This is a genomic window from Catenulispora sp. GP43 (assembly GCF_041260665.1).
GTDB lineage: Bacteria > Actinomycetota > Actinomycetes > Streptomycetales > Catenulisporaceae > Catenulispora.
This window is the reverse complement of the sequence record NZ_JBGCCT010000002.1, coordinates 411,226-432,510: the sequence shown is the minus strand read 5'-3', so window position 1 is coordinate 432,510 and position 21,285 is coordinate 411,226. Positions and strand designations below refer to the sequence as shown.

Here is a 21,285-nt window from a genome sequence, read left to right as displayed (position 1 = left end):
TCCCTCAGTGTTCTGCGTTACCGTGAACCGATGTGATCCACGCCGTCACAGCGCCGTTCTCCGCCGCGCTCACCGTGGTGTTGATGCTGTTGGCCATCGCGGCCGGCGCGGTGTTGCTGTTCGGCGCGTTCGCCCTGATCGGGCCCGCACTCGCGCTGCTTTTCGCCGGGATCGGGGCCGCCGTGCAGGGCATCGGGCGATTACCGCGGCTGACCGCGCGCGGGTGTCTGCGGCTCGGGCAGCAGGTGGTGGTGTGGCTGCCGGGTCCGCGGCGGTGGCACCGGTGGGTGGCGCGGCATCCGAAGGCGGCGCAAGGCGCGCGGATGCGGTTGGTACGACGGCGCCGAGTCGCCCCGGCGCTCCTTCAGGAGGTGTTCGTCAACACCACGACCAGCGAAGCGGTGCGGGTCGCCGTGGTGCGGCGCTGTACGGAACTCGGCGGTGTGGCACAGGTGATGCCGACGGTCGCGCGTGACTGGTGGCCGAACGCCTTCGCCTGGCCGCTGACGTACGCCGACGACGCGGTCCTGGTGCAGCAGGCACTGCGCAACTGCCTGCGCCTCAAAGATCGCACGGTGTTGCGAAGCGGCTATGCGCGACTGGCTCAGCTCGCCGGGCCCGAGGTGGTGTGGGCGATGGAGCTGGAGTACGCCGGCTCGCTGGAGCGGATGGACCCGGTGGTGCGCGGCTCCATGCAGGCCGGCGACACCGACGTACTCCTGAAGTGGCTCGACTGAGGGCTCGATGTAACCCGGCCGCGTATCTCTTCACGGGTCACCGCGATACGCGGTCGGCGTTTCATCCGTGCAGGGAACAAGGGGAGGCAGGACGATGAAAAACAGTACGCGTACGGCCCGCACGAAGCGCAGGATCTGGCTGGGGTCCACCGCGGCGTTCCTGGCCAGTGCCGCCACCGTCACGGTGTTCGCGGCTCCGTCGCAGGCCGTGCCCACCCTGCCGCCGCCCGGGCAGACGTCGCTGTTGGTGGAGGACTTCTACGTCGACACCCCGACCAACATCGTCGGGCAGATCTTCATCACCGGCTGCCGGGACACACCCGCCCCGCCCGCGTGGGGCGACACGTCCGTGCCGTTGCACTTCATCACGGCGCTGTCGTGCGGGCCGGACGCCGGCTGAGCCCTGCGCGGTGGCATAGTGCGGCCCGGGCTCGGCGAGCCCGGGCCTTCTGTCGGCGAGGCGCCTCAGTCGAACAGGTCCGGGTCGGAGGCCACGATCTGGTCCCACATCGGACGCGCCTGGAACCAGCCGGCGAAGTGGCCGCCGATCTGCTCGCGCACCATCAGCGCGGTCTCGCGGTCGATGTGCTTGGGCGTCCCGGCGGCCATCGCCAGCAGCTGCGCCTGGCACGAGCGCTCCATCGTCACGAACCACCACACCGCCTCGGCCACCGACTCGCCGACCGTGATCAGGCCGTGGTTCTGCAGGATCGCGGCCTTGTAGCCGGCCAGGGCGGCACCGATGCGCTTGCCCTCCTCGACGTCGCTGGCCACGCCGCCGTAGCCCAGGTACAGGCCGTGGTCCTCGAAGAAGGTGCACGCGTCCTGGGTGATCGGGTCCAGCGGGATGCCCAGCGAGGCGAACGCCTTGCCGTGCAGGGAGTGCGAGTGCGCGGCGGCGATCACGTCCGGGCGCGCGCGGTGCACCTCGGCGTGGATGACGAAGGCCGCGCGGTTGACGTGGAAGCGGCCCTCCAGGACGTTGCCGTCGTGGTCGCAGCGGATCAGGTCCGAGGCCTTGATCTGGTTGAAGGACTGGCCGAAGCCGTTGACCCAGAAGGTGTCCGGGAACTCCGGGTCGCGCACCGTGATGTGGCCGGCCACGCCCTCGGAGAAGCCGAACCTGCCGAAGATGCGGAAGCCCGCGGCCAGCTGCTCCTTGCGGTACCGGCGCTCGGCCGCGACGTCGTCGAACGTCGGCGGGACCGGGAAGTAGAGCTCCTGCGCGACGTCGCCGACGGCCTGCTCGACGGCGTGGACGTCCGGTTCGGTGGTGGTCATGGCAACCCTTCCGGTTATCGGATACGTCGATGTATCGGATGCGTTCCTGTATCGTTGACCGGGTCCGGAGGAGGTGTCAAGGGCCCGTGCCCAAAGGGATGACGAAGCGCCGGCCGCAGACGCTGGCCAAGCTGCTCGACGCGGCACTGGAGGCGTTCGCCGAGAACGGGTTCGGCGGAACGCGCATCGAGGACGTCTGCGAGCGCGCCGGCTACACCCGCGGTGCGTTCTACTCGAACTTCGCGAGCAAGGAAGAGCTCTTCTTCGCGCTGTTCGACCGGCACGCGGAGCGCGTCCTGGAACGCTTCGAGAAGCAGGCGGCGGCGCTGAGCAGCGGACCGGTGACGCTGGCGGGCATCGCCGCGGCGCTGGCCGACTTCGATGAGGCCGAGCGGACGTGGTACCTGGTCACGACCGAGTTCACGCTCTCGGCGATCCGGGACCCGCAGGCCGCGCAACGGCTCGCGGAGCACGACGCCGGACTGCGGGTCGAGGCGGTGCGGCTGCTGGGAGACCTGCTGGCGCGCGCCGGGATGCGGCTGCGGACCGGCGTGGAGCTGGAGTCGCTGGTCAGGATGCTGATCGCGGTGCGCGAAGGGGCGCTGGCGCAGAGCTATGTGGAGCCGGGGGAGTTGCCGCCGGGGACGCTGGAGCGGTTGTTCCTGCCTGCTTTGCTGGGAGCGGTGACGGAGGCGGCGTGAGGGCCGCGGTTCTCAGGCGTTCGTGATCACCAGCGGTCGCCCTATCAGTGAGTCGAGGATGTCCCGTGCCACCTCCAGGTCCTCGATCTGTTGCGTGATGCGGGCGCGCTCGACCGCGAGTCCCTCGTGCAGCTCCGGGCAGCGGCCGGTGAGGACCACCGAGTCGTCGACGACGTTCGGCAGGATCTCGGCGATGGCCGAGGTGCCCAGGCCCGCGGAGAGCAGGACGCGGATGCGCTGGACGGTCGCCACGCTGCGGTCGTCGTAGATCCGGTAGCCGCTGGGCAGGCGGGCCGGGGCGAGCAGGCCCTGCTCCTCGTAGTAGCGCAGGGCGCGGATCGAGGTGCCGGTGCGGCGGGAGAGTTCGCCGATCTTCATGGCTCCAGGAGAGCGCGGGGTTGACTCTTACGTCAACGTGAGGCTTTAGCTTCGCGGCATGGACAGTGGTGCACAGAAGATCGCGGTACTCGGGCTCGGCCCGATGGGACAGGCGCTGGCCACGGCGTTCGTGCGCGCCGGGCATGCGGTGACGGTGTGGAACCGGACGCCGGGCAGGGTTTCGGAGCTTCCGGGTCCGGTCTCGGCCGCGGTTTCGGTGGCGGGTTCGGTCACGGAGGTAGTACGGGCGGGAGATCTGGTGGTGGCCTGCCTGATCGATGACGCGGCGGTGCGGGGCGTCGTGGAGGGGGTGGAGTTCGGCGGGCGTCCGCTGGTCAATCTGACCAGCGGCGATCCCGGGCAGGTGCGGGAAACGGTGCGATGGGCCGGCGCGCAGGGCATCGCCTATCTGCCCGGCGCGATCCTCACTCCGACGCCGATGATCGGGACGCCGGCCGGCACGGTCCTGCTCAGCGGCGATCCGGATGTGCACGCGCGAGTGGCGTCAGCGTTGTCCGCGCTCGGTGAGCGCATCGTCTACCTCGGTTCGGATCCGGCTCGGGCGAGTGCTTTCGACGTGGCGCTCCTGGATCTGTTCGCGACTGCTACCAACGGGCTGCTGCACGCTTTCGCCTTGGCCGGCGCTGAAGGTATCGCTCCGAGTGAGTTCGTGGGCTTCGCTTCCGGCATCGGCGGGCTCTTGCCGGAGATGGCTACGCGTTTCGCGGCGCAGATCGAAAGTGGGGAGTTCCCCAGTTCGCGGTCCAGTATCGCCTCGGCCGCGTCGAGCATGCGGCACATCACCGCCGCCGCGCGTGACCACGGCCTGGACACCGGCATGCTCGACGCCGCGCGGGCCGCGATCGAGCGCGCGGTCGCACAGGGGTACGGCTCGGACGGGCTGGGGCGGTTGGCGACGATGTTCGGACCCCGCTGATCCGACTCCGCTGATCCGACCCCGCTGATCCGAACCCGCTGACCTGCGCGGAATCCCGCCCCGCTATAGTTTGAGCGATCGCTTAAACGAGAGGGCGGCGCGAGATGAAGATCGTGATCCCCGGCGGAACCGGGCACGTCGGCGCGGTGGCGGAGCGTGCTTTCACAGCGGCCGGGCACTCGGTGGTAGTACTGAGCCGGAACCCGGTGCGCCCGAACCAGGTGCGCTGGGACGGCCGGACGCCGGGGGCGTGGGCGGCGGAGATCGACGGCTGCGACGTCGTGCTGAACCTGGCCGGACGCAGCGTCAGCTGCCGCTACACGCCCGAGAACCTGCGCGACATGATGGACTCGCGGGTGTTGTCGACCCGTGCCGTCGGCGAGGCCATCGCCCGGGCCGAACGCCCGCCTCGCCTCTGGCTGCAGGCGAGCACCGCGACCATCTACGCCCACTCCTTCGGCACGCCGCACGACGAGGACGGCGTCATCGGCGGCGCCGAGGCCGGGGTGCCGGCGTACTGGGCGTACAGCGTTGAGATCGCGAAGAACTGGGAACGCGAGCAGGCCCGCGCCGACACCCCGCACACCCGCAAGGTGGCCCTGCGCTCGGCGATGGTGATGAGCCCGGACCGCGGCGGCATCTTCGACTACCTGTCCTGGCTGGCCCGCCTCGGCCTCGGCGGCCCGGTCGCCGGCGGAGCCCAGTACGTGTCCTGGATCCACGACCACGACTTCACCGCCGCCCTGGACCACCTCATCACCCACGAACAGCTCACCGGCCCGATCAACCTGGCGGCCCCGAACCCCTTGCCCCAGCGCGATTTCACCCGCACCCTCCGCCACGCCTGGGGCATGCCCCTGGGCCTGCCGGCGACCCGCACGATGGCCGCCCTCGGCGCCCTGGCCCTACGCTCGGACACCGAGCTGCTGCTCAAGAGCCGCCGCGTGATCCCGGGCCGGCTGCCCGACACCGGATTCCGCTTCGCCCACCCCGACTGGGACGACGCGGCGCCGGACCTGGTGCGGCGGGTGCGGGCCGGGCGAGGGCGCTGAGGCGGGATACCGCGCGGGGCGGCCGGCGCTTTCGCAAGCTGTCGGCCCTCAGCTCGCGAACCAGCCCATCCCAAAACACTGCGGCCGGGCACGCGGAGCGCTCATCAAGCGCACCTTCAGCATGCCCGGCCGACGATGGCCACCCGGCACCTACACCGGCACCAGCACCTACACAAGCACTAGCACTAGCACCGGTATCGATACCTACACCTCCGCCGACTCCTACACCTGCGCCGCCTCGGACCACCGCACAACCAGCGCGTCCTTCTCCCCGAATCGCACCAAATGCCGCGCCACCACGTCCTCCACCGCCGCGAGCCGTTCGGCGTCCTGCGCCCGCGCCGTCAGCCGCAGCGTGCCGGGCTCCGCGCTCAGCTCGCAGGCGCCGGAGCTGAAGATCAGCGTGCCGGTGTGCCCGTCCTCGGACTGCTCGGCGTCGATCGTGTTCCCCAGGTGCGAGACCAGCTGCTTCAGGTAGCGCTCGGGGCGGTCGGTGGCGACGTTCGCGACGGATTCGATCATGCTGTGATTATTCCTCCGCCGCCTCCGCGTCCGGGGTAGCCGCGGCGCGGTCGTCGGGCGTGCGGCGCCGCAGGGCGGGCCGGCTCAGCGCCGGGGGCAGCCAGCCGCCGCCTTCGGCCACCCACACGAGGTCGGTGCCCGGTGCCACGATCTCGTCGATGCGGTCCAGGGTCGCGTCGTCCAGGACCAGGTCCTGGCCGGCGAGGGAGGACTCCAGCTGCTCGATGGTGCGCGGGCCGATGATCACCGAGGTCACCGCCGGGTGTGCCAGCGGGAAGGCGGTGGCCAGCTGCGGGAGGGAGATGCCGAGGTCGTCGGCGAGGCCGAAGAGCTTCTCGACCGCGTCGTATTTGGCGGCGTTGGCCGGCAGGGACGGGTCGAAGCGGTCCGCGCGCAGGGCGGCGCGGCCGGCGGTCAGGTCGATGTCGGTGCCGCGGCGATACTTGCCGCTCAGGAAGCCCCAGGCCAGCGGGCTCCAGGTGAGCACGCCCATGTTCAGGCGCTGCGCGGTGGGCAGGACCGAGCGCTCGATCTCGCGGGCCAGGATCGAGTACGGCGGCTGCTCGGTGCGGAACTTCATCAGGCCCCGGCGTTCGGCCACGTGCCAGGCCTCGACGGTCTGCTCGGCCGGGAAGGTGGAGCTGCCGAAGGACCGGATCTTGCCGGCGTGGACCAGGTCGGTCAGGACACCGAGGGTCTCCTCGATGTCCGTGTTCGGGTCCGGGCGGTGGATCTGGTACAGGTCGATCCACTCCGTCTGAAGACGGCGCAGACTGTCCTCGACGGCGCGGGTGATGTAGCGCCGGGAGTTGCCGCCGTGGTTGCGCTCGCCGTCCAGCGAGAAGTGGACCTTGGTGGCCAGCACGATGTCGTCGCGCCGGCCCTTCAGGGCCTTGCCGACGATCTCCTCGGACTCCCCGGTGGAGTACATGTCCGCGGTGTCGACGAAGTTGATCCCGGCATCCAGCGCGGCGTGGATGATCCGCTCGCTGTCGGCGTGGTCGGGGTTGCCGATCTGGCCGAACATCATGGTGCCCAGTGCGTAGGTGCTCACTTCGATGCCGGTGGCACCGAGGACGCGGTAGTTCATCGTCATGTCGGCCGACGCTACGACCTGGAGTCGACTCCAGGTCAAGCGCGACGGGCCGCGTGCCCTCTAAACCTTCACCGCGCTCCCGCTCAGCCACTGGTTCCAGCTCTCCATCCAGTCGCCGTACCCGTTGCCCGGCGAGACCGTCTTCGGCGAGTTGACCACCTGCACCAGGTCCCCGGGCAGGGTGTTCGAGAACAGCCACGCCGCGCGGTCCGTCGACAGGCCGACGCACCCGTGGCTGACGTTCGCGTACCCCTGCGACCCGACCGACCACGGCGCGGCGTGGATGTACGTGCCCGAGTACGTCAGGTGGATCGCCCACCGTACGTCCGGGATGTCGTAGGCGTCGCCGAAGCCGACCGACCGCGACGTCATGTGCACGTCGGAGGCCTTGTCGATGACCGCCATGGTGCCGCCCCAGGTGTCGTCGCCCGGCTTGCCGCCGGTCACCGGCATGGTGCGGACCGTGTTGCCGTTCTGGTAGACGGTCATCTCGTGTTTGGACAGGTCCACGACCGAGACCTGCTTGCGGCCGACGTTGAAGGCGAAGGAGGTGTCGCTCCCGCCGTACTGGTCGGACCCGGCCGGCACGCCGTCCAGGTTCAGCGACACCCGGACCTTGGTGCCCGGCTGCCAGTAGCTCTCCGGACGCCAGTCCAGCCGGGCGTCGGACAGCCAGCTCCAGTGCCCCGCCTGCGGCGGGTCGGTCTGCACGACCAGTGCCTTCTCCACGGCCGCGCGGTCGGTGACCGAGTGCGTGAACTGCACCAGGATCGGCATGCCGACGCCGACCAGGTCGCCGTTCTGCGGCTCGGTGGTCTGGAACTTCAGCTGGCTGTCGGCCGAGGGCGCGAAGGTGGTGAACGACGAGGTCCGGGTCACCTGGGTGCCGTCGGAGGAGACGCCGACCGCGGTGAGCGTGTACTTGGTGTGGGTGCGCAGATGGTCTGCCGCGGTCCACACCGTGCCCTGGGGGTTCAGCGACCCCGGCACGGTGGCGCCGTCGGGCGCGGCCAGCGTGACCGAGGCCAACTGCTCCCCGGACTGTGCCGTGACGCTCACCGGCACCTCGGTGCGGATGCCGGTGGCGCCGTCGGTCGGCACGCTGGTCAGCGGAATCGGAGTGGCCACCGGCTGTACGGTGGCGTTGGCGGTGCCCGGCATGGCGGCCGAGCCGAGGGCCGCGCCGCCGATCAGCGTGGCGACGGCGGCGACGCCGAGAGTCCGGCGGGGTTGGCGCGGGGTCCCGGTGCGCACTCTGGTCTTCTCCAGGTTCGTGGCGGATGAGCGGTGCATACCGATACATGTGCGCCGCTTCCTTCTCATATATGCCGATCGATGAGCCGAACGGCGGAAGACACACCGAGTTATCCCCCAGAAGGTTCGAAGTGGTTTCATTCCTGGGTGAGCGACGCACAACTTTGGACCCCCGAATTGGCCGCCGCCGACCGCGACAAGGTCTGGCACCCCTACGCCCCGATGCCTTCGTCGGTCGAGCCGTTCCCGGTGGTCTCCGCCGACGGCGTCCGCATCCGCCTGGCCGACGGCCGCGAACTCGTCGACGGCATGGCCTCCTGGTGGTCGGCGATCCACGGCTACCGCCACCCGGTACTGGACCAGGCGGTGCGCGACCAGCTCGATTCCATGGCGCACGTGATGTTCGGCGGCCTCACCCACGCCCCGGCCGTCCGGCTCGCCGAGCGCCTGACCGGCATGGCCCCGGCCGGCCTGGAGCACGTGTTCTTCGCCGACTCCGGCTCGGTCTCGGTCGAGGTCGCGATCAAGATGTGCCTGCAGTACCAGCGCTCGCAGGGCCACGCCGCGCGCACCCGGCTGATGACCGTGCGCGGCGGCTACCACGGCGACACCTTCGGCGCGATGGCCGTCACCGACCCGGCCGGCAGCATGCACCAGCTGTGGGCGGACGTCCTGCCCGAGCACGTCTTCGCCGACCGCCCGCCGGCCGAGCTCACCGAGGAGTACGCCGCGCACCTGGCGGACCTGGCCGCCCGCCACGCCGACACGCTGGCCGCGATCATCGTCGAGCCGGTGGTGCAGGGCGCCGGCGGCATGCGCTTCTACGACCCGGCGGTCCTGAAGGTGCTGCGCGCCATCTGCGACGAGCACGGCCTGCTGCTGGTCTTCGACGAGATCGCCACCGGCTTCGGCCGCACCGGCGAGCTGTTCGGCGCGGACCACGCCGGCGTCAGCCCGGACATCATGACCATTGGCAAGGCCTTGACCGGCGGATACCTGACCCTGGCGGCGGTGCTGTGCACCAGCCGCGTGGCGCACGGCATCTCCAGCGGTGAGGCCCCGGTGCTGATGCACGGGCCCACGTTCATGGCCAACCCGCTGGCCTGCGCGGTCGCCTACGCCTCGACCGGCCTGCTGCTCGACGGTGGCTGGCGCGAGCCGGTGGCGGGGATCGAGAAGCAGCTGAACACGCACTTGGAAGTGGCCCGGGAGCTGCCCGGGGTGGCGGACGTGCGGGTGCTCGGCGCGATCGGGGTCATCGAGATGGAGCAGCCGACCGACATGCGCACCGCGACGAAGGCCGCGATGGACAAGGGCGTCTGGATCCGGCCGTTCGGGAAACTGCTGTATGTGATGCCGCCGTATGTGACGTCCGAGGAGGACGTCGAGCGCATCGCCGCGGGGCTGGTGGCCGCGGCGCGCGCTTCGGGGGTGTGAGGGGCGTGAGGGGCGTGAACGTGGCAGGCAGCCTCAGATCCCACCCTTGATCATCGCCCCGCCGTCCACCACCAGCACCTCGCCGGTGATCCACGAAGCCAGGTCGCTGGCCAGGAACAGCGCCGCGTCGGCGATGTCCTGCGGCTCGCCGAGCCGCTCCAGCGCCCACGGGTACTTGGCGTCGGGCTCGGCGCCCTCCCACAGCATGCGGGCGAACTCCGTCTTCACCAGGCCGGGGGCGATCGCGTTGACGCGGACCGCCGGGGCCAGTTCGCCCGCCAGGTGCTTGGTCTGGTGGATCAGGGCCGCCTTGGTGGTGCCGTAGACGTGCCGCGATCTTGCGACTTTCAGAACGACCTCGCTCTTCCGCGACGGAACGATAGGCCATACCTTTCAAAGGGTGACAGACCCCGCCGCGCCCGCCTTGGCCGGGCTCGACCCGGCCGCCGTCGCCGCCTACCTGGCCGACATCCCACAGGTGGAGGCCAGGCCCCCGCTGACCGCCGAGCTGATCGCCGGCGGTCTTTCCAATCTCACCTACGAGCTGCGCGACGCCGCCGGCCGGACCTGGGTCCTGCGCCGCCCGCCGCTGGGGCACGTGCTGCCCACGGCGCACGACATGCGCCGCGAGTACCGGGTGATCTCCGCGCTGCACGGGACCGGGACGGTGCCGGTGGCGCGGGCCTACGTGCTGTGCGAGGACACCGGCGTGATCGGCGCCCCGTTCTACCTCATGGAGAAGGTCGGGGGTGTGGTGCTGCGGACGCGGACGCAGTGCGCGGCACTCAGCGTGGCGCAGCGGCGGTCGGTGGGGGAGAGCCTGGTCGACGTGCTCGCCGCCCTGCACCGGGTGGATCCCGAGCAGGTGGGGCTGGCCGATTTCGGGCGCCCGGACGGGTATCTGCACCGGCAGCTGGACCGCTGGGACCGGCAGTACGCGGCGTCGCAGAGCCGGGAGATCAGGGGGCTGTTCGAGCTCGGCGACGGGCTGCGCGCGGCGGTGCCGGTGACTCAGCGTTCGACGATCCTGCACGGCGACTACCGGCTGGACAACGTGATGATGCGGCTGCCGGAGGCCGGCGCGTCGTCGGTGGCCGCGGTCTTCGACTGGGAGATGTCCACGCTGGGGGATCCCCTGGCGGACCTGGGCCTGTTGCTCACCTACTGGGAGGACCCGGGCCACCCCTCCAAGGAGATCCTCGCCGCGGCCGGCGGCGGCCTGACCAACCACGAGGGCTTCCCGCACAGCCGCGAGATCGTCGACCGCTACCAGGCCGCGACCGGGCTGATCGTCGACGACCTCGACTGGTACATCGCCTTCAGCCACTACAAGCTCGCGGTGATCCTGGAGGGCATCCACTACCGGCACGAGCGCGGCCTGACGCTCGGCGAGGGTTTCGAGCGCGCCGGGGCGGCGGTGCCGGCGCTGGTCGAGGCCGGCCGCCGCTATCTGGACCGAACTCGCTAGAAGACACAGCGAGGACAGGGCAGAAGAAGAAGACAGGGCAGAAGAAGGCAGGGCACAAGAAGCAGACAGCGCAAAAGAAGCGGAGGAGCCCGGAGCCCGACCGGGCCCCTCCGCTTGTGGGGCAGTTCAGCGTATTGGGTCTACCGCCCGTTCGTCACGTTCTGTTGCCACCGCTAGTTGACGAAGACCTTCTTGCTGCTCTGCGTGGTGTCCAGCACCGGACCCACACCGCCCTTGAACGTGCCGCTGCTCGGGCACAGACCGGAGCCGCTGATCAGGTTGACGTTCTGGGTGGCGAAGCTGATCGAGTTCGTGGTGTTGGACAGGCTGCCGTCGATCTCGGTGACCGAGCCGGTGGTCCCGTAGTCACAGGTGACGTTGCCCAGGAACGAGGCCAGCGTGACCTGCTCGTCCAGGCTGGTGACCTTCAGCTTCGGGCTGGTGCCGTCCACCACGGTGCCGGTGGCCGGACCGTTGATCTCCACGCTCACCACGCTGATGGTGCCGCTCACCGTGGTGGTGCAGTTCGCGGGGTCGGCGTGCAGTTGGGTGATGGACTCCACGGCGTTGCCGGTGCCCTTGTTCGGGTTGGCGGTGACCTTGGCGGTGAACTGGCCGGTCTTGCAGTCGATGGTGCCGCTGCTGGTGGTGAAGACGAAGTCGCTGTTGATCGCGCCCTTGACGATGTCGTTGACGTTCACGTTGGTGCCGCCGGCGCTGCCGACGGTCAGCACGCCGCCGGTGGCGGCGCCGGCCTGGCCGGCCGCGCCGAGGACCAGGCCGACGGTGGCCACAGCGGTCAGGGCGAGGGTACGGGTTCGCATGAGGGACTCACTTTCTTGTGGCGTTGATGGCGGGAGGGGCGGTCAGTTGACGAAGGTCGCCTGACTGCTCTGCGTGGTGTCCAGCACCGGACCGACGCCGCCCTGGAACGTGCCGCTGCTCGGGCACAGACCGGAGCCGCTGATCAGGTTGACGTTCTGGGTGGCGAAGCTGATGGAGTTGTCCGTGTTCGACAGGCTGCCGTCGATCTCGGTGACCGAGCCGGTGGTCCCGTAGTCGCACGTGACGTTCCCGAGGAACGAGGACAGGGTGACCTGCTCGTCCAGGCCGGTGACCTTCAGCGTCGAGGTGGTGCCGCCGACCACGGTGCCGGTGGCCGGGCCGTTGATCTCCACGCTCACCACGCCGATCGTGCCGCTCACCGTGGTGGTGCAGTTCGCGGGGTCGGCGTGCAGTTGGGTGATGGACTCGGTGGCGTTGCCCCCGACGGCCGGGTTCGCGGTGACCCCGGCGGTGAACTGGCCGCTGCTGCAGTCGATGGTGCCGCTGCCGGTGGTGAAGATGAAGTCGCTGTTGATGGCGCCGGCCAGGCTGTCGCCGACGTTGACGTTGGTGCCGCCGGCGCTGCCGACGGTCAGCACGCCGCCGGTGGCGGCGCCGGCCTGGCCGGCCGCGCCGAGCACGAGGCCGACGGCGGCCGCGATGGTCAGGGCGAGGGTGCGGGAGCGCATGACGGGCTCACTTTCTGGTGGCGTCGATGGCGTTGATCAGATCGCTGTCGCTGGAGTCGACGGCCAGGTTCGTGGTGACCGAGGACAGAGTGATCGCGTTGTGCCCGGCCGCCGAGGGCAGGCCGAACAGCAGGTTCACTATCCAGTCGGCGCTGCCGAACAGGCCGCAGCCGTTGGCGCCGGGCACCGGCAGCGCGTTGTCGTTCAGTGTCGCGTTGGAGAAGCCGACGACCGTGTCCTTGAAGCCGTTGGGGTCCCGGCCGATCGAGATCGTTCCGGTGCTGCCCTTGACCGGCTGGTTCGGCGGCGGCGGGTTCGTGGTCCCGGCCGTCGGGCTCAGCACGATCGGCGCGCTGTCGGAGCCGACGTAGCAGTCCAGGCCGAGGAACGCGTTGAGCAGGTGCAGCTTGATCGGCAGTTGGAAGATGGGGTAGTTCTCCCCGGCCGACAGCGGCGCGAAGTTCGTGATCGGGCCGGCCGGCTCGATCAGCACGATGGCGCTGGTGACGCCGGGCCAGAAGTTGGACAGGCCCGGAATCGGCACGTCCAGCGGGCTGGACTGCAACTCCTTGCCGTCGGTCGGGGTGACCGTGGAGAACAGCTCGGCGGTGCTCTTGTCCGGGAAGGTGACCGTCGGGCCGCCCTTGGCCCAGGTGACGCCGAAGGAGACGGTCATCGGTGAGCTGAAGTTCACCTGGGTGGAACCCACGGTGAACCCGCCGCCGCCTATCGTGGCCACCGTGCAGCCCACGACGGCCTGGTTCGGGTCCTGCATCTGGGTGCTGGAGGTGGGGCAGGTGCCCATGCCCGTATACGGGCCCGAAGGCTGCCCGCTCGCCGCGGCGGACGGCGAGGCGACCGCGGCGACCAGGGCCAATGTGCCCACGACCGCGGTGAGTGTACGTTTTCTGAGCCGGTGGAACAGGCCTGGGACAGCCATGTTCACGCTCCCTCGTCAGCGGGGATGTCAGATGAGCGGGGACTGCGTCGACGATGACGCCGGTGGAGACTGCACGAGATCGAAGAACGCTGCTTTGGGTGAGCGAGTACCGATTTTCGGTGATCCAGTACGGCTCACGCTCTGATACCGGCCGGTAACAAAACCCGTGGAGTTTGTAACTCCGCAGGGTTCGCCAGTCAAGCCCCCGGGGGAGAAGATGCCTGTTTCACCCGTTCTGGCCCCGCTGCCCGGCGCGCGCTCCCCGCGCGATCCGCAGCGGGCGATCAAGCGCGGCCCCAGCCGGGTGCCGCGCGAGCAGGTGGCGGCCACCCAGCGCGACCGGCTGTACGACGGCCTGGTGCGCACGGTCGCCGAACGCGGCTACGCCAACGCCTCGGTCAGCGACATCTGCCGGGTCTCGGGCGTGACCAGGCCGGCGTTCTACGAGCACTTCGAGAGCAAGCAGGGCGCGTTCCTGGCCGCCTACCGGCACGGCACCGAGGTGCTGTTCGCGATGCTGCGGCAGGCGTTCCTGGAGGAGGCCGACCAGGCCGGGGCCGGGGACGGCGACGGGCTGTGTCCGCTGCCGCAGTCCCCGGCGGACATCGAGACCTGGACCCGCGCCACCTGCGCGGTGCTGGCCGTGCTGCTGGACGTGCTGGCCAGCGTGCCGGCCTTCGCCACGGCCGCGATCGTGGAGATCGACGCGGTCGGACCGGAGGGGCGGCGGGCGCGCTCGGAGCAGTTGCATGCCTTCGAGGCCTTCTTCGCCCTGGCCCCGGCCACACCGCCGGGCGTGGACCGGGACGAGGTGGTGAACTCGGTGGTGGCCGGCGCCTACGGCACGCTCTACCGGTACATCGCCGACGGCCGCTCGGCCGAGCTCGCGACCCTTCTGCCCGCTCTGGTGTATTTCGTGGTCGCGCCCTTCGCCGGCCCCGAGATCGCCGCGAAGGCCTCGCACGCCGCCTCGGCCGACCATCCCCGATCGGTCGCGCCTTGTGCCCCGGCGCAGGCCGGGCCCGGTGTCGGCGACGACTGAATCAGGGCCCGAACGGTTGACCGATTCAAAACCCTGAGAGTATGTTACCCGTCAGTCACCTCGTGGGTGACTCATGTCACATTCCAGCCGTGCCGGTGCTGGTTCACTTCTCGTCCAGGCGTTCGCGCCGGCACCATTTGCGCCTGGTGACAGGAACGGAAAGGAGCCGAATGGCGACGAAACGCGAAGGCAGAGTCCGTTACCGCCGGGCCGCGATACCGGGGATGGCCGCGCTGGCCGCCACCGGAGCGCTCGTGGTGCTCACCGCGCAGGGCGCTCTGGGTGTGCAGTTCGCGATCTCCGGGATGCCTTTCGTGGTGACCGCGGACCACCTGACCGGGTCGAACTTCCAGCAGTACGGCAACCTGGACTCCGCGCTGCCCGGCAACCCCTGGCTGAAGAGCAGCAACGGCCAGGCCGTGGTGATGACCTCGGTGATCGGCGATGCCAAGGTCTACAACCTGTGCCAGAGCGTGAACCTGGTCGGGGTCAACCTGGTGATCCGCGCCGGCACCGGATCCACGCCGGTGCACGCGACCAACCTGGTGCTGGACGGCACCGACCTGTCGGGCAACGCGTCCTTCACCAACATCCAGATCGGCCGGGACGCCAGCAACCTGACCGAGGTGCCCAGCATCGAAGGCCACGCGTACACCTTCGCGCAGCAGGCCGACAGCGTGGACATCACGGACGTCCGCCAGGACAACTACGCGTCCACGGCTTCGACGTTCTCGCTGCCGAACCTCAGCATGACCTTCCAGAGCAAGGGCTGCTGAGCGGTGACAGAGCACGAAGAAGGCGCGCCCCTCCTCTTCCCGGAGGCCCCGGCCCCCGAGGAAGGCGGCGGGGCGCGCCGTGCCTTCCGGCACTGGCGCCGCACCCGGCCCTTCTGGGGCGGGCTGCTGGTGGCCCTCGGCGGCGGCGAGATGCTCTCGCTCTACCACACGGCCATGAAGGTCAGCATCCACATGGGCCTGTACGGAATGGCCGGCTACGCGGTCCCCGTACTGCTGGTCGTGCTCGGCCTGAGCCTGATCTTCGACCCGATGCACCGCACCTTCTACTCGGTGCTCTCGCTGCTGTTCGCCGTCGCCAGCTGGATGACCAGCAACCTCGGCGGCTTCCTGATCGGCATGCTGCTGTCCATGACCGGCGCCTCGCTGGCGTTCGGCTGGACCGAGACGCCGCAGGCCGACCCGGAGCCGGCGCGCCGGAGCGAGAACGAGACCGAGGGGCTGCCGATCTCCTGACGCCGGACGCGGCGCGGTGACCGGTCGGAACTCTCGGAACTCTCGGAATCGGAACTCTCAGAACTCTCAGAACCAGGGCGCGAAACGGCCCGGGGCGAACCGGTTCTCCGGGTCGAAGTTCCCCTTCACCCGCCGCATCACCTCGACGCTGCCCGGCGCACGGCCCCAGGACTCCACCATCGCGTCCACCCCGGGGCGGCGACGGCGCAGCATCACGAAGCCGCCGACGGCCTCGACCGAGGTGCGCCAGTTCTTCACCAGTTCGGCATGGGCCTTGGCGTCGGCGCCGGTGACCCGGACCGTGTAGGCGCCGGTGGCCGGGCTGCACGTGAGCAGCGCCTTGACGCCCGCGCGGTCCGCGAACGCCGACAGCGCACCGACCAAGCCGGGGTCGATGCCGGGCCGGGTGGCGGCGCGCAGGACGGTGTCCCCGGGTTCGGCGACGACCCGGGCCGCGTGCGACTCCCAGAAGCTGTGCGCCTCGCCGGCGTCGAGCTCGGCCAGGCTGCCGGTGAGCATCGAGCGGGCCGCCGCGGCGCGCGCGGCGGCGCCGTCGGCGGTTCCGTCGAAGCGCACCGCCAGGACCTGCTCCGGTTCGCACCACTCCACGGCCGTGGGCTCGATCGCCGAGCGGGTCAGGGCCCAGGTGAGCTTCTGGGCCAGCGCGGTGTTCACGTCGCGCACCATGACGGTGCGGGAGGTCTGCGGCAGCGGGTGCACGCGCAGGACGAGTTCGGCCACGACGCCGAGGGTGCCCAGCGAGCCGTGGCACAGCTTGGCCAGGTCGTAGCCGGCGACGTTCTTGATGACGTGCCCGCCGCTCTTGGCGATCGCGCCGTCCGGGAACACCATCGTCGCGCCGATCACCAGTTCGCGCAGTGACCCGTAGGCCAGCCGGCGCGGGCCGGCGTCGCCGGTGGCCAGCAGGCCGCCGATGGTGGCCTCCGAACGGGCCGGGTCGTAGGGCAGCCACTGGCCGCGCGCGGCCAGTTCGGACTGCAGCACGTCCAGCCGGATCCCGCCCTGGACGTGCACCGTCATGTCGGCCGGGCGGTGGTCCAGCACGCGGTCCATGCCGGCCAGCGACACCGTGGTGCGCGCGTCGCGCACCGGCGCGCCCCAGGTGGTCGCCGTCCCGGTCCCGCGTATCAGGACCGCGCCGACCGTGGAGACGGCGTCGCGCAGGTCCTTCAGCGTCGTCGGGGTGATCGAGCGCGGGCCGGCCGGCGGTTCGGGCGCACCGGCGCCGTCGGCCGACGTGCCCTGGGCCGCGGACGGGCCGCCGTCGGCGTGGGATGCGGAGGAGGAGGCGCCTACCATCTTTGGATCTTTCCGGTCTCTTCGAGCGGGTGCGGCTGATAGGCCCCGGCCCGGGCCTCGCCGCACAGCGCGGGAGTCGGGAAAACCTTGCCGGGGTTGCACAGCCCTGACGGGTCGAACGCGGCGCGCAGACGGTCCATCGCCGTCAGGTCCGCGGGGGAGAACATCTTGGGCATCGAGCACGCCTTGTCCACGCCGATCCCGTGCTCGCCGGACAGCGAGCCGCCGAGGGCGACACAGAGCTCTGCGATATCCGCGGCGAGGGCTTCGGCGGTCGGTCCCTGGCCGTCGGCTTCGCGATACAGAACGAGCGGATGCAGGTTTCCGTCGCCGGCGTGGAAGACATTGGCAACACGCAACCCGGCCGCCGCCGACAGGTCCGCGATGCCGGCCAGCGCCTCGGCCAGCCGGGTGCGCGGCACGACGCCGTCCTGGAGCAGGAACTCCGGCGAGAGCCGTCCCATCGCGGCGAACGCGGCCTTGCGGCCGGCCCAGATGGCGGCGCGTTCGGCGGCATCGCGAGCGATGCGCAGCCGGGTGCAGGCGTGCTCCGAGCACAGGGTGCTGACCTGCTCGAACTGCTCGGCGCACTCCTCGGCCGGACCGTCCAGTTCGATGATGAGCGAGGCCGCGGCCTGTCGGTCGTAGCCGGCGTGCACCGCGTCCTCGCAGGCCCGGATGGCCAGGTTGTCCATCATCTCGATGGCGGCCGGCACGATGCCGGCGGCGATCACCGCGCTGACCGTCTCGCAGGCCGAGGGCACGTCGGGGAAGTCCGCGACCAGCGTGCGCACCGCTTCGGGCCGGCGCAGCAGCCGGACCGCGATCCGGGTGGCCACGCCGCAGGTCCCCTCGGCGCCGACGAAGACGCCGCGCAGGTCGTAGCCGGGGGCGTCGTAGCAGGGCGCCTCGATGTCGTCCGAGCCCAGCACCGCCGTGCCGCCGTCGGGCAGCACGGTCTCCACGGCCAGCACGTGGTGCGAGGTGAAGCCGTACTTCAGGCAGTGCGCGCCGCCGGAGTTCTCCGCGACGTTGCCGCCGATCGTGCACACCACCTGGGAGGAGGGGTCCGGGGCGTAGTAGAGCCCGTATTCGCCGGCCGCCGCGCTGATGGACAGGTTGGTCGCGCCCGGCTCCACGATCGCGACCCGCCGGTCGGGGTCAACATCAAGTATCCGGTTGAGCTTCGCCAGCGCGATGACGACGCCAGATTCGGCCGGCAGCGCGCCGCCGGACAGCCCGGTGCCGGCGCCGCGGGCGACGTACGGGACGCCGTGCCGGACGCAGGCGCGCACGATCGGCGCCACCTGGGAGCGGTCGGCCGGAAGCAGTACCAATCCGGGCAGAACGCGGTGCACGGTGAGCGCGTCGGTCTCGTACGCCCGCCGTTCGGCCTGCCCGGAGAGTACGCGCAGGCTGGGCCCGCACTCGGCCACCACATCCCGGAGTACCGCGCCGAGTGCCTGCCGCCGGTCCGTGCGTGCTGTCCGCTCCATGCGCCGTGCCCCCTTCCGGCCGTCCCCCCGCGCCTGGTGTCCCCGTACGGATCCTGCAGTAGATCACCGCAGATCCTGCAAGTAGATCACCACAGATTATTGGTAGATGAACACAGATCACCACTGTGCGCCACCCGGGCGGGCCCTCGCGGGGCCGGCCGCGCGGGTGGACACGTGTGCCCCGATCATGTATGTGTTCTGATAATCACCGGCCCGGCACGGCTTCCGCTCCAAGTCGCTTTTCCCTTTGCCTACAAAGGAAAATGGCTCGTTCCGACGATCCATCTGGACCAGAGAGGTCAGCCCGCCGAATGACACTGACTGCCCCCCGCCCGCGCCTGGCCCCCACGCGCGACCGGGGTACCGTCGCCGTCCTGCTGTTCAGGGACGCCCCCTTGTTCGAGTCCTCGATACCGATCTCGGTGTTCGGCGTGGACCGGCGGGTGATGGGCCTGCCGTACTACCGGTTACTGGTGTGCGCCGGCGAGGCCGGACCGCTGGCCACCACCGGATCGCTGCGGGTGTCCACGCCGTTCGGCCTGTCCGGCGCCGACCAGGCCGGCACCGTGATCGTGCCGGCCTGGCGGGCGCCGGGCGAGCGGCCTCCGGAACCGGCGCTGGCCGCGGTACGCAAGGCCCACAAGGAGGGCGCGCGGCTGGCCGCGTTCGACTCTGGGGTCTTCGTGCTGGCCGCGGCCGGCGTCCTCGACGGCCGCGGGGCCACCACGCACTGGATGTACGCGCCGGCCCTGGCCCGCCATCACCGCCGGGTGAAGGTGGACGCCCGCTCGATGCAGATCGACCACGGCGACGTGGTCACCGGGGCCGGCGCCGCGGCCGGCCTGGATCTGTGTCTGTACCTGGTCCGCATGGACCACGGCGCGGAGGCGGCCAGCGCGCTGGCCCGCCGCCTGGTGGTGGGGCCGGGCCGGCGCAGCGGCCAGGCCGCGTACTTCGACCGCCACCTGCCCAGCGAACTCGGCGCCGGCACGCCGATCGGCGACGCCATGAGCTGGGCCCTGGACCACCTGGCCGAGCCCTTCGACGTCGACGAGTTCGCCAAACACTCCGCGATGTCCCGCCGCACCTTCGACCGGCGCTTCCTGGAGGTCACCGGCACCACGCCGCTGAGATGGGTGAACTCCCAGCGGGTGATCGCCGCCCAGCGCATCCTGGAGTCCACCGACCTGCCGGTGGACGAGGTGGCCCGGCGCTCCGGCTTCGCCTCGGGCCCGGCGATGCGCGCCAACTTCCTGCGGGTGCTGGGCACCCAGCCCGCGCGCTATCGCGAGGCCTACCTGGCCTCCCGGGCCAGAGGCGGCCGCGAGGGCCGCGAGGGGTAGGTCGGCCACGAGCCGGACCGGGATCGCCGACGACCGGGTCGCGCCTGCACGGTGTGGCCCAGGTCGGGTTCAGGGCGTCCCGTCGGGCGTCCTGCCGGGCCGTCCTACTTGTTTCATCCGGCCTTCCTACTGGGCCCACGGCGGCGTGAAGGGCGCGCCGTCCACGATCGCCCGCATCCCGACGGACGTCGCGACCGTGAGCCGCGCCGGGTCCTGGTCGCTGGCGTTGCGGATCCTCAAGTCGGCGTGCGCCGGCACGATGATCGCGTCGCCCGGGCCGGCGGTCGCCTCGCGCCCGGCGACGGTGGCCGCGACCGTGCCGCTGACCACCACGAAGACCTCCTCGCGGTCCACGCTGTGCGCCTCGCTGACGGCGCCGGGTTCCAGCTCCAGGGCCCAGACGGCCAGTTCGGCGCTGCCGCGCGAGGGCACGGCGAGCGGGCGGAAGGTGAAGCCGTCGCGGGCGAAGCGCGGGGCGTCGGCGAGAGTGGCCAAAGGCATGGTGGGTTCCCCTTGATTCGAGTCATATGGACAACGTGGTTGACGATCTCAGCCTAGGCTGCTGGCGCGCAGAAGGTCAACCCAGTTGTCGATCACGCTTTCCGCCAGGTCCCCACTAGGGTGGATCCATGAGTGACAGGCTGGTGTGGATCGACTGCGAGATGACCGGGCTCGACCTGGACAAGGACGCTCTGATCGAGGTGGCCGTCCTGGTCACGGACTCGGAGCTGAACGTCCTGGGGGACGGGGTCGACGTGGTGATCGCACCACCGGCCGAGGAACTCCCCGGCCTGCTGGAGGGCATGGTCGAGGTGGTGCGCGAGATGCACACCGCCTCGGGCCTGCTGGAGGAGCTGGCCGACGGCGTCACGATGGCCGAGGCGCAGGAGCGGGTCCTGGCCTACGTGCGCGAGCACGTACCCGAGGCCGGCAAGGCGCAGCTGGCCGGCAACTCCGTCGGCACCGACCGCGGCTTCCTGGCCCGCGACATGCCCGAGCTCGAGCAGCACCTGCACTACCGCATCGTGGACGTCTCCTCGATCAAGGAGCTGGCCCGCCGCTGGTACCCGCGCGTCTACTTCAACTCCCCGAAGAAGACCGGCAACCACCGCGCGCTCGGCGACATCCGCGACTCGATCGCGGAGCTGCGCTACTACCGCGACGCGATCTTCGTCCCGCAGCCCGGCCCGGACTCGGAGACCGCGCGCACCCTGGCCGGCCGGATCGAGGCCGAGGAGGCCGCCGCGGCCACGGCGCGCGCGGACTCCTGACCTCCGCTCGGGCCCTGCGGGGCCCGAGCTAAAGGGTTGTGCAGAGCACCACCGGATTCATGTATTCTTGGCGTGCCAGCACGGCGCAGGGCCCGGGAGACCGGGATTCGGCGCCGTGAGGGACCATGGTGGGCGTAGCTCAGTTGGTAGAGTCCTGGGTTGTGATCCCAGTTGTCGCGGGTTCGAGCCCCGTCGCTCACCCTCCGTGGAACGGCTCCTGATCTCGACGAACGAGATCAGGAGCCG

General features: G+C 70.7%; 24 protein-coding genes and 1 tRNA gene. 13 read left to right on the top strand and 12 right to left on the bottom strand.

The annotated features are described in order from the left end of the window. Positions 1-32 precede the first annotated feature (32 nt). Positions 33-737 (top strand): hypothetical protein, encoded by a 705-nt coding sequence (locus tag ABH926_RS05610; protein ID WP_370364255.1) that lies wholly within the window; start codon positions 33-35, stop codon positions 735-737. Between the two features lie 94 nt (positions 738-831). After that, positions 832-1,137 (top strand): hypothetical protein, encoded by a 306-nt coding sequence (locus tag ABH926_RS05605; protein WP_370364254.1) that lies wholly within the window; start codon positions 832-834, stop codon positions 1,135-1,137. Positions 1,138-1,202: 65 nt separating this feature from the next. Here ABH926_RS05605 and ABH926_RS05600 read toward each other — a convergent pair whose 3' ends face one another. Beyond that, positions 1,203-2,018 carry a class II aldolase/adducin family protein gene (locus ABH926_RS05600; RefSeq protein ID WP_370364253.1) on the bottom strand — a complete coding sequence of 272 codons (816 nt, stop codon included), beginning with the start codon at positions 2,016-2,018 and terminating at the stop codon, positions 1,203-1,205. A gap of 86 nt (positions 2,019-2,104) precedes the next feature. Between ABH926_RS05600 and ABH926_RS05595 the strand changes: the two genes are divergently transcribed. After that, the gene (locus tag ABH926_RS05595) at positions 2,105-2,719 is read left to right on the top strand and encodes a TetR/AcrR family transcriptional regulator (protein ID WP_370364252.1); all 615 of its coding nucleotides are present in this window, start codon (positions 2,105-2,107) and stop codon (positions 2,717-2,719) included. Between the two features lie 12 nt (positions 2,720-2,731). Here the strand turns inward: ABH926_RS05595 and ABH926_RS05590 are convergent, their stop codons facing one another. After that, positions 2,732-3,097 (bottom strand): MerR family transcriptional regulator, encoded by a 366-nt coding sequence (locus tag ABH926_RS05590; protein ID WP_370364251.1) that lies wholly within the window; start codon positions 3,095-3,097, stop codon positions 2,732-2,734. A 58-nt stretch (positions 3,098-3,155) separates the two neighbouring features. Here ABH926_RS05590 and ABH926_RS05585 point away from each other — a divergent pair, with 58 nt between their 5' ends. After that, the gene (locus ABH926_RS05585) at positions 3,156-4,034 is read left to right on the top strand and encodes an NAD(P)-dependent oxidoreductase (RefSeq protein ID WP_370364250.1); all 879 of its coding nucleotides are present in this window, start codon (positions 3,156-3,158) and stop codon (positions 4,032-4,034) included. A gap of 104 nt (positions 4,035-4,138) precedes the next feature. After that, complete coding sequence (locus ABH926_RS05580) at positions 4,139-5,086, top strand: TIGR01777 family oxidoreductase (RefSeq protein WP_370364249.1); 948 nt, start codon at positions 4,139-4,141, stop codon at positions 5,084-5,086. A gap of 222 nt (positions 5,087-5,308) precedes the next feature. On the opposite strand, the gene ABH926_RS05575 is transcribed toward ABH926_RS05580, so the two are convergent. The 3 genes from ABH926_RS05575 to ABH926_RS05565 all read right to left on the bottom strand — a co-directional run bounded on the left by ABH926_RS05575 (position 5,309) and on the right by ABH926_RS05565 (position 7,997). Then, positions 5,309-5,608, bottom strand: coding sequence for a DUF2218 domain-containing protein (locus ABH926_RS05575; protein ID WP_370364248.1), 300 nt, complete (start codon positions 5,606-5,608; stop codon positions 5,309-5,311). A 7-nt stretch (positions 5,609-5,615) separates the two neighbouring features. Further along, positions 5,616-6,698, bottom strand: coding sequence for an aldo/keto reductase (locus ABH926_RS05570; RefSeq protein ID WP_370364567.1), 1,083 nt, complete (start codon positions 6,696-6,698; stop codon positions 5,616-5,618). 66 nt (positions 6,699-6,764) lie between these two features. Next, complete coding sequence (locus ABH926_RS05565; RefSeq protein WP_370364247.1) at positions 6,765-7,997, bottom strand: Ig-like domain-containing protein; 1,233 nt, start codon at positions 7,995-7,997, stop codon at positions 6,765-6,767. Between the two features lie 108 nt (positions 7,998-8,105). Between ABH926_RS05565 and ABH926_RS05560 the strand changes: the two genes are divergently transcribed. After that, positions 8,106-9,395: an adenosylmethionine--8-amino-7-oxononanoate transaminase gene (locus ABH926_RS05560; RefSeq protein WP_370364246.1), complete on the top strand. Its 1,290-nt coding sequence runs from the start codon at positions 8,106-8,108 to the stop codon at positions 9,393-9,395. 33 nt (positions 9,396-9,428) lie between these two features. On the opposite strand, the gene ABH926_RS05555 is transcribed toward ABH926_RS05560, so the two are convergent. After that, a complete protein-coding gene (locus tag ABH926_RS05555; RefSeq protein ID WP_370364565.1) occupies positions 9,429-9,746 on the bottom strand; it encodes an SDR family oxidoreductase in 318 nt (105 codons plus the stop codon). 49 nt (positions 9,747-9,795) lie between these two features. On the opposite strand from ABH926_RS05555, the gene ABH926_RS05550 reads away from it, so the two are divergent. Continuing rightward, positions 9,796-10,863 (top strand): phosphotransferase family protein, encoded by a 1,068-nt coding sequence (locus tag ABH926_RS05550; RefSeq protein ID WP_370364245.1) that lies wholly within the window; start codon positions 9,796-9,798, stop codon positions 10,861-10,863. Positions 10,864-11,036: 173 nt separating this feature from the next. Here the strand turns inward: ABH926_RS05550 and ABH926_RS05545 are convergent, their stop codons facing one another. Genes ABH926_RS05545 through ABH926_RS05535 form a run of 3 tightly spaced genes read right to left on the bottom strand, consistent with a single transcriptional unit; the run spans position 11,037 to position 13,263 of the window. Further along, on the bottom strand, positions 11,037-11,687 hold the full coding sequence (locus ABH926_RS05545) for a hypothetical protein (RefSeq protein ID WP_370364244.1): 651 nt from the start codon (positions 11,685-11,687) through the stop codon (positions 11,037-11,039). A gap of 42 nt (positions 11,688-11,729) precedes the next feature. Then, positions 11,730-12,377 (bottom strand): Tat pathway signal sequence domain protein, encoded by a 648-nt coding sequence (locus ABH926_RS05540; RefSeq protein WP_370364243.1) that lies wholly within the window; start codon positions 12,375-12,377, stop codon positions 11,730-11,732. A gap of 7 nt (positions 12,378-12,384) precedes the next feature. Beyond that, positions 12,385-13,263 (bottom strand): hypothetical protein, encoded by an 879-nt coding sequence (locus tag ABH926_RS05535; RefSeq protein WP_370364242.1) that lies wholly within the window; start codon positions 13,261-13,263, stop codon positions 12,385-12,387. 271 nt (positions 13,264-13,534) lie between these two features. On the opposite strand from ABH926_RS05535, the gene ABH926_RS05530 reads away from it, so the two are divergent. From ABH926_RS05530 to ABH926_RS05520, 3 genes are all read left to right on the top strand, one after another. Further along, the gene (locus ABH926_RS05530) at positions 13,535-14,359 is read left to right on the top strand and encodes a TetR/AcrR family transcriptional regulator (protein ID WP_370364241.1); all 825 of its coding nucleotides are present in this window, start codon (positions 13,535-13,537) and stop codon (positions 14,357-14,359) included. Between the two features lie 170 nt (positions 14,360-14,529). Beyond that, complete coding sequence (locus tag ABH926_RS05525; protein WP_370364240.1) at positions 14,530-15,135, top strand: DUF6230 family protein; 606 nt, start codon at positions 14,530-14,532, stop codon at positions 15,133-15,135. Positions 15,136-15,138: 3 nt separating this feature from the next. Next, entirely contained in the window at positions 15,139-15,609 is a 471-nt protein-coding gene (locus tag ABH926_RS05520) for a DUF6114 domain-containing protein (RefSeq protein ID WP_370364239.1), read from the top strand. Positions 15,610-15,675: 66 nt separating this feature from the next. Here ABH926_RS05520 and ABH926_RS05515 read toward each other — a convergent pair whose 3' ends face one another. Further along, positions 15,676-16,929: an FAD-binding oxidoreductase gene (locus tag ABH926_RS05515; protein WP_370364238.1), complete on the bottom strand. Its 1,254-nt coding sequence runs from the start codon at positions 16,927-16,929 to the stop codon at positions 15,676-15,678. After that, on the bottom strand, positions 16,923-18,425 hold the full coding sequence (locus ABH926_RS05510; RefSeq protein WP_370364237.1) for an FAD-linked oxidase C-terminal domain-containing protein: 1,503 nt from the start codon (positions 18,423-18,425) through the stop codon (positions 16,923-16,925). Before ABH926_RS05510 ends, ABH926_RS05515 begins: the two co-directional genes overlap by 7 nt. Positions 18,426-18,736: 311 nt before the next feature. On the opposite strand from ABH926_RS05510, the gene ABH926_RS05505 reads away from it, so the two are divergent. Then, on the top strand, positions 18,737-19,768 hold the full coding sequence (locus ABH926_RS05505; protein WP_370344264.1) for a GlxA family transcriptional regulator: 1,032 nt from the start codon (positions 18,737-18,739) through the stop codon (positions 19,766-19,768). A gap of 126 nt (positions 19,769-19,894) precedes the next feature. Here the strand turns inward: ABH926_RS05505 and ABH926_RS05500 are convergent, their stop codons facing one another. Continuing rightward, complete coding sequence (locus ABH926_RS05500) at positions 19,895-20,269, bottom strand: cupin domain-containing protein (RefSeq protein ID WP_370364236.1); 375 nt, start codon at positions 20,267-20,269, stop codon at positions 19,895-19,897. Positions 20,270-20,397: 128 nt separating this feature from the next. On the opposite strand from ABH926_RS05500, the gene orn reads away from it, so the two are divergent. Then, complete coding sequence (gene orn, locus ABH926_RS05495) at positions 20,398-21,039, top strand: oligoribonuclease (protein WP_370364235.1); 642 nt, start codon at positions 20,398-20,400, stop codon at positions 21,037-21,039. 128 nt (positions 21,040-21,167) lie between these two features. After that, positions 21,168-21,240: transfer RNA gene (locus ABH926_RS05490), tRNA-His, on the top strand. Positions 21,241-21,285 lie beyond the last annotated feature (45 nt).

Bases quoted from the DNA above. Each gene is read 5' to 3' on its own strand.
- ABH926_RS05510 (WP_370364237.1), bottom strand. From the start codon at position 18,425: ATGGAGCGGACAGCACGCACGGACCGGCGGCAGGCACTCGGCGCGGTA.
- ABH926_RS05580 (WP_370364249.1), top strand. From the start codon at position 4,139: ATGAAGATCGTGATCCCCGGCGGAACCGGGCACGTCGGCGCGGTGGCG.
- ABH926_RS05570 (WP_370364567.1), bottom strand. From the start codon at position 6,698: ATGAACTACCGCGTCCTCGGTGCCACCGGCATCGAAGTGAGCACCTAC.
- ABH926_RS05605 (WP_370364254.1), top strand. From the start codon at position 832: ATGAAAAACAGTACGCGTACGGCCCGCACGAAGCGCAGGATCTGGCTG.
- ABH926_RS05545 (WP_370364244.1), bottom strand. From the start codon at position 11,687: ATGCGAACCCGTACCCTCGCCCTGACCGCTGTGGCCACCGTCGGCCTG.
- ABH926_RS05575 (WP_370364248.1), bottom strand. From the start codon at position 5,608: ATGATCGAATCCGTCGCGAACGTCGCCACCGACCGCCCCGAGCGCTAC.
- ABH926_RS05525 (WP_370364240.1), top strand. From the start codon at position 14,530: ATGGCGACGAAACGCGAAGGCAGAGTCCGTTACCGCCGGGCCGCGATA.
- ABH926_RS05590 (WP_370364251.1), bottom strand. From the start codon at position 3,097: ATGAAGATCGGCGAACTCTCCCGCCGCACCGGCACCTCGATCCGCGCC.
- ABH926_RS05600 (WP_370364253.1), bottom strand. From the start codon at position 2,018: ATGACCACCACCGAACCGGACGTCCACGCCGTCGAGCAGGCCGTCGGC.
- ABH926_RS05530 (WP_370364241.1), top strand. From the start codon at position 13,535: ATGCCTGTTTCACCCGTTCTGGCCCCGCTGCCCGGCGCGCGCTCCCCG.
- orn (WP_370364235.1), top strand. From the start codon at position 20,398: ATGAGTGACAGGCTGGTGTGGATCGACTGCGAGATGACCGGGCTCGAC.
- ABH926_RS05515 (WP_370364238.1), bottom strand. From the start codon at position 16,929: ATGGTAGGCGCCTCCTCCTCCGCATCCCACGCCGACGGCGGCCCGTCC.
- ABH926_RS05500 (WP_370364236.1), bottom strand. From the start codon at position 20,269: ATGCCTTTGGCCACTCTCGCCGACGCCCCGCGCTTCGCCCGCGACGGC.
- ABH926_RS05505 (WP_370344264.1), top strand. From the start codon at position 18,737: ATGACACTGACTGCCCCCCGCCCGCGCCTGGCCCCCACGCGCGACCGG.
- ABH926_RS05585 (WP_370364250.1), top strand. From the start codon at position 3,156: ATGGACAGTGGTGCACAGAAGATCGCGGTACTCGGGCTCGGCCCGATG.
- ABH926_RS05540 (WP_370364243.1), bottom strand. From the start codon at position 12,377: ATGCGCTCCCGCACCCTCGCCCTGACCATCGCGGCCGCCGTCGGCCTC.
- ABH926_RS05565 (WP_370364247.1), bottom strand. From the start codon at position 7,997: ATGCACCGCTCATCCGCCACGAACCTGGAGAAGACCAGAGTGCGCACC.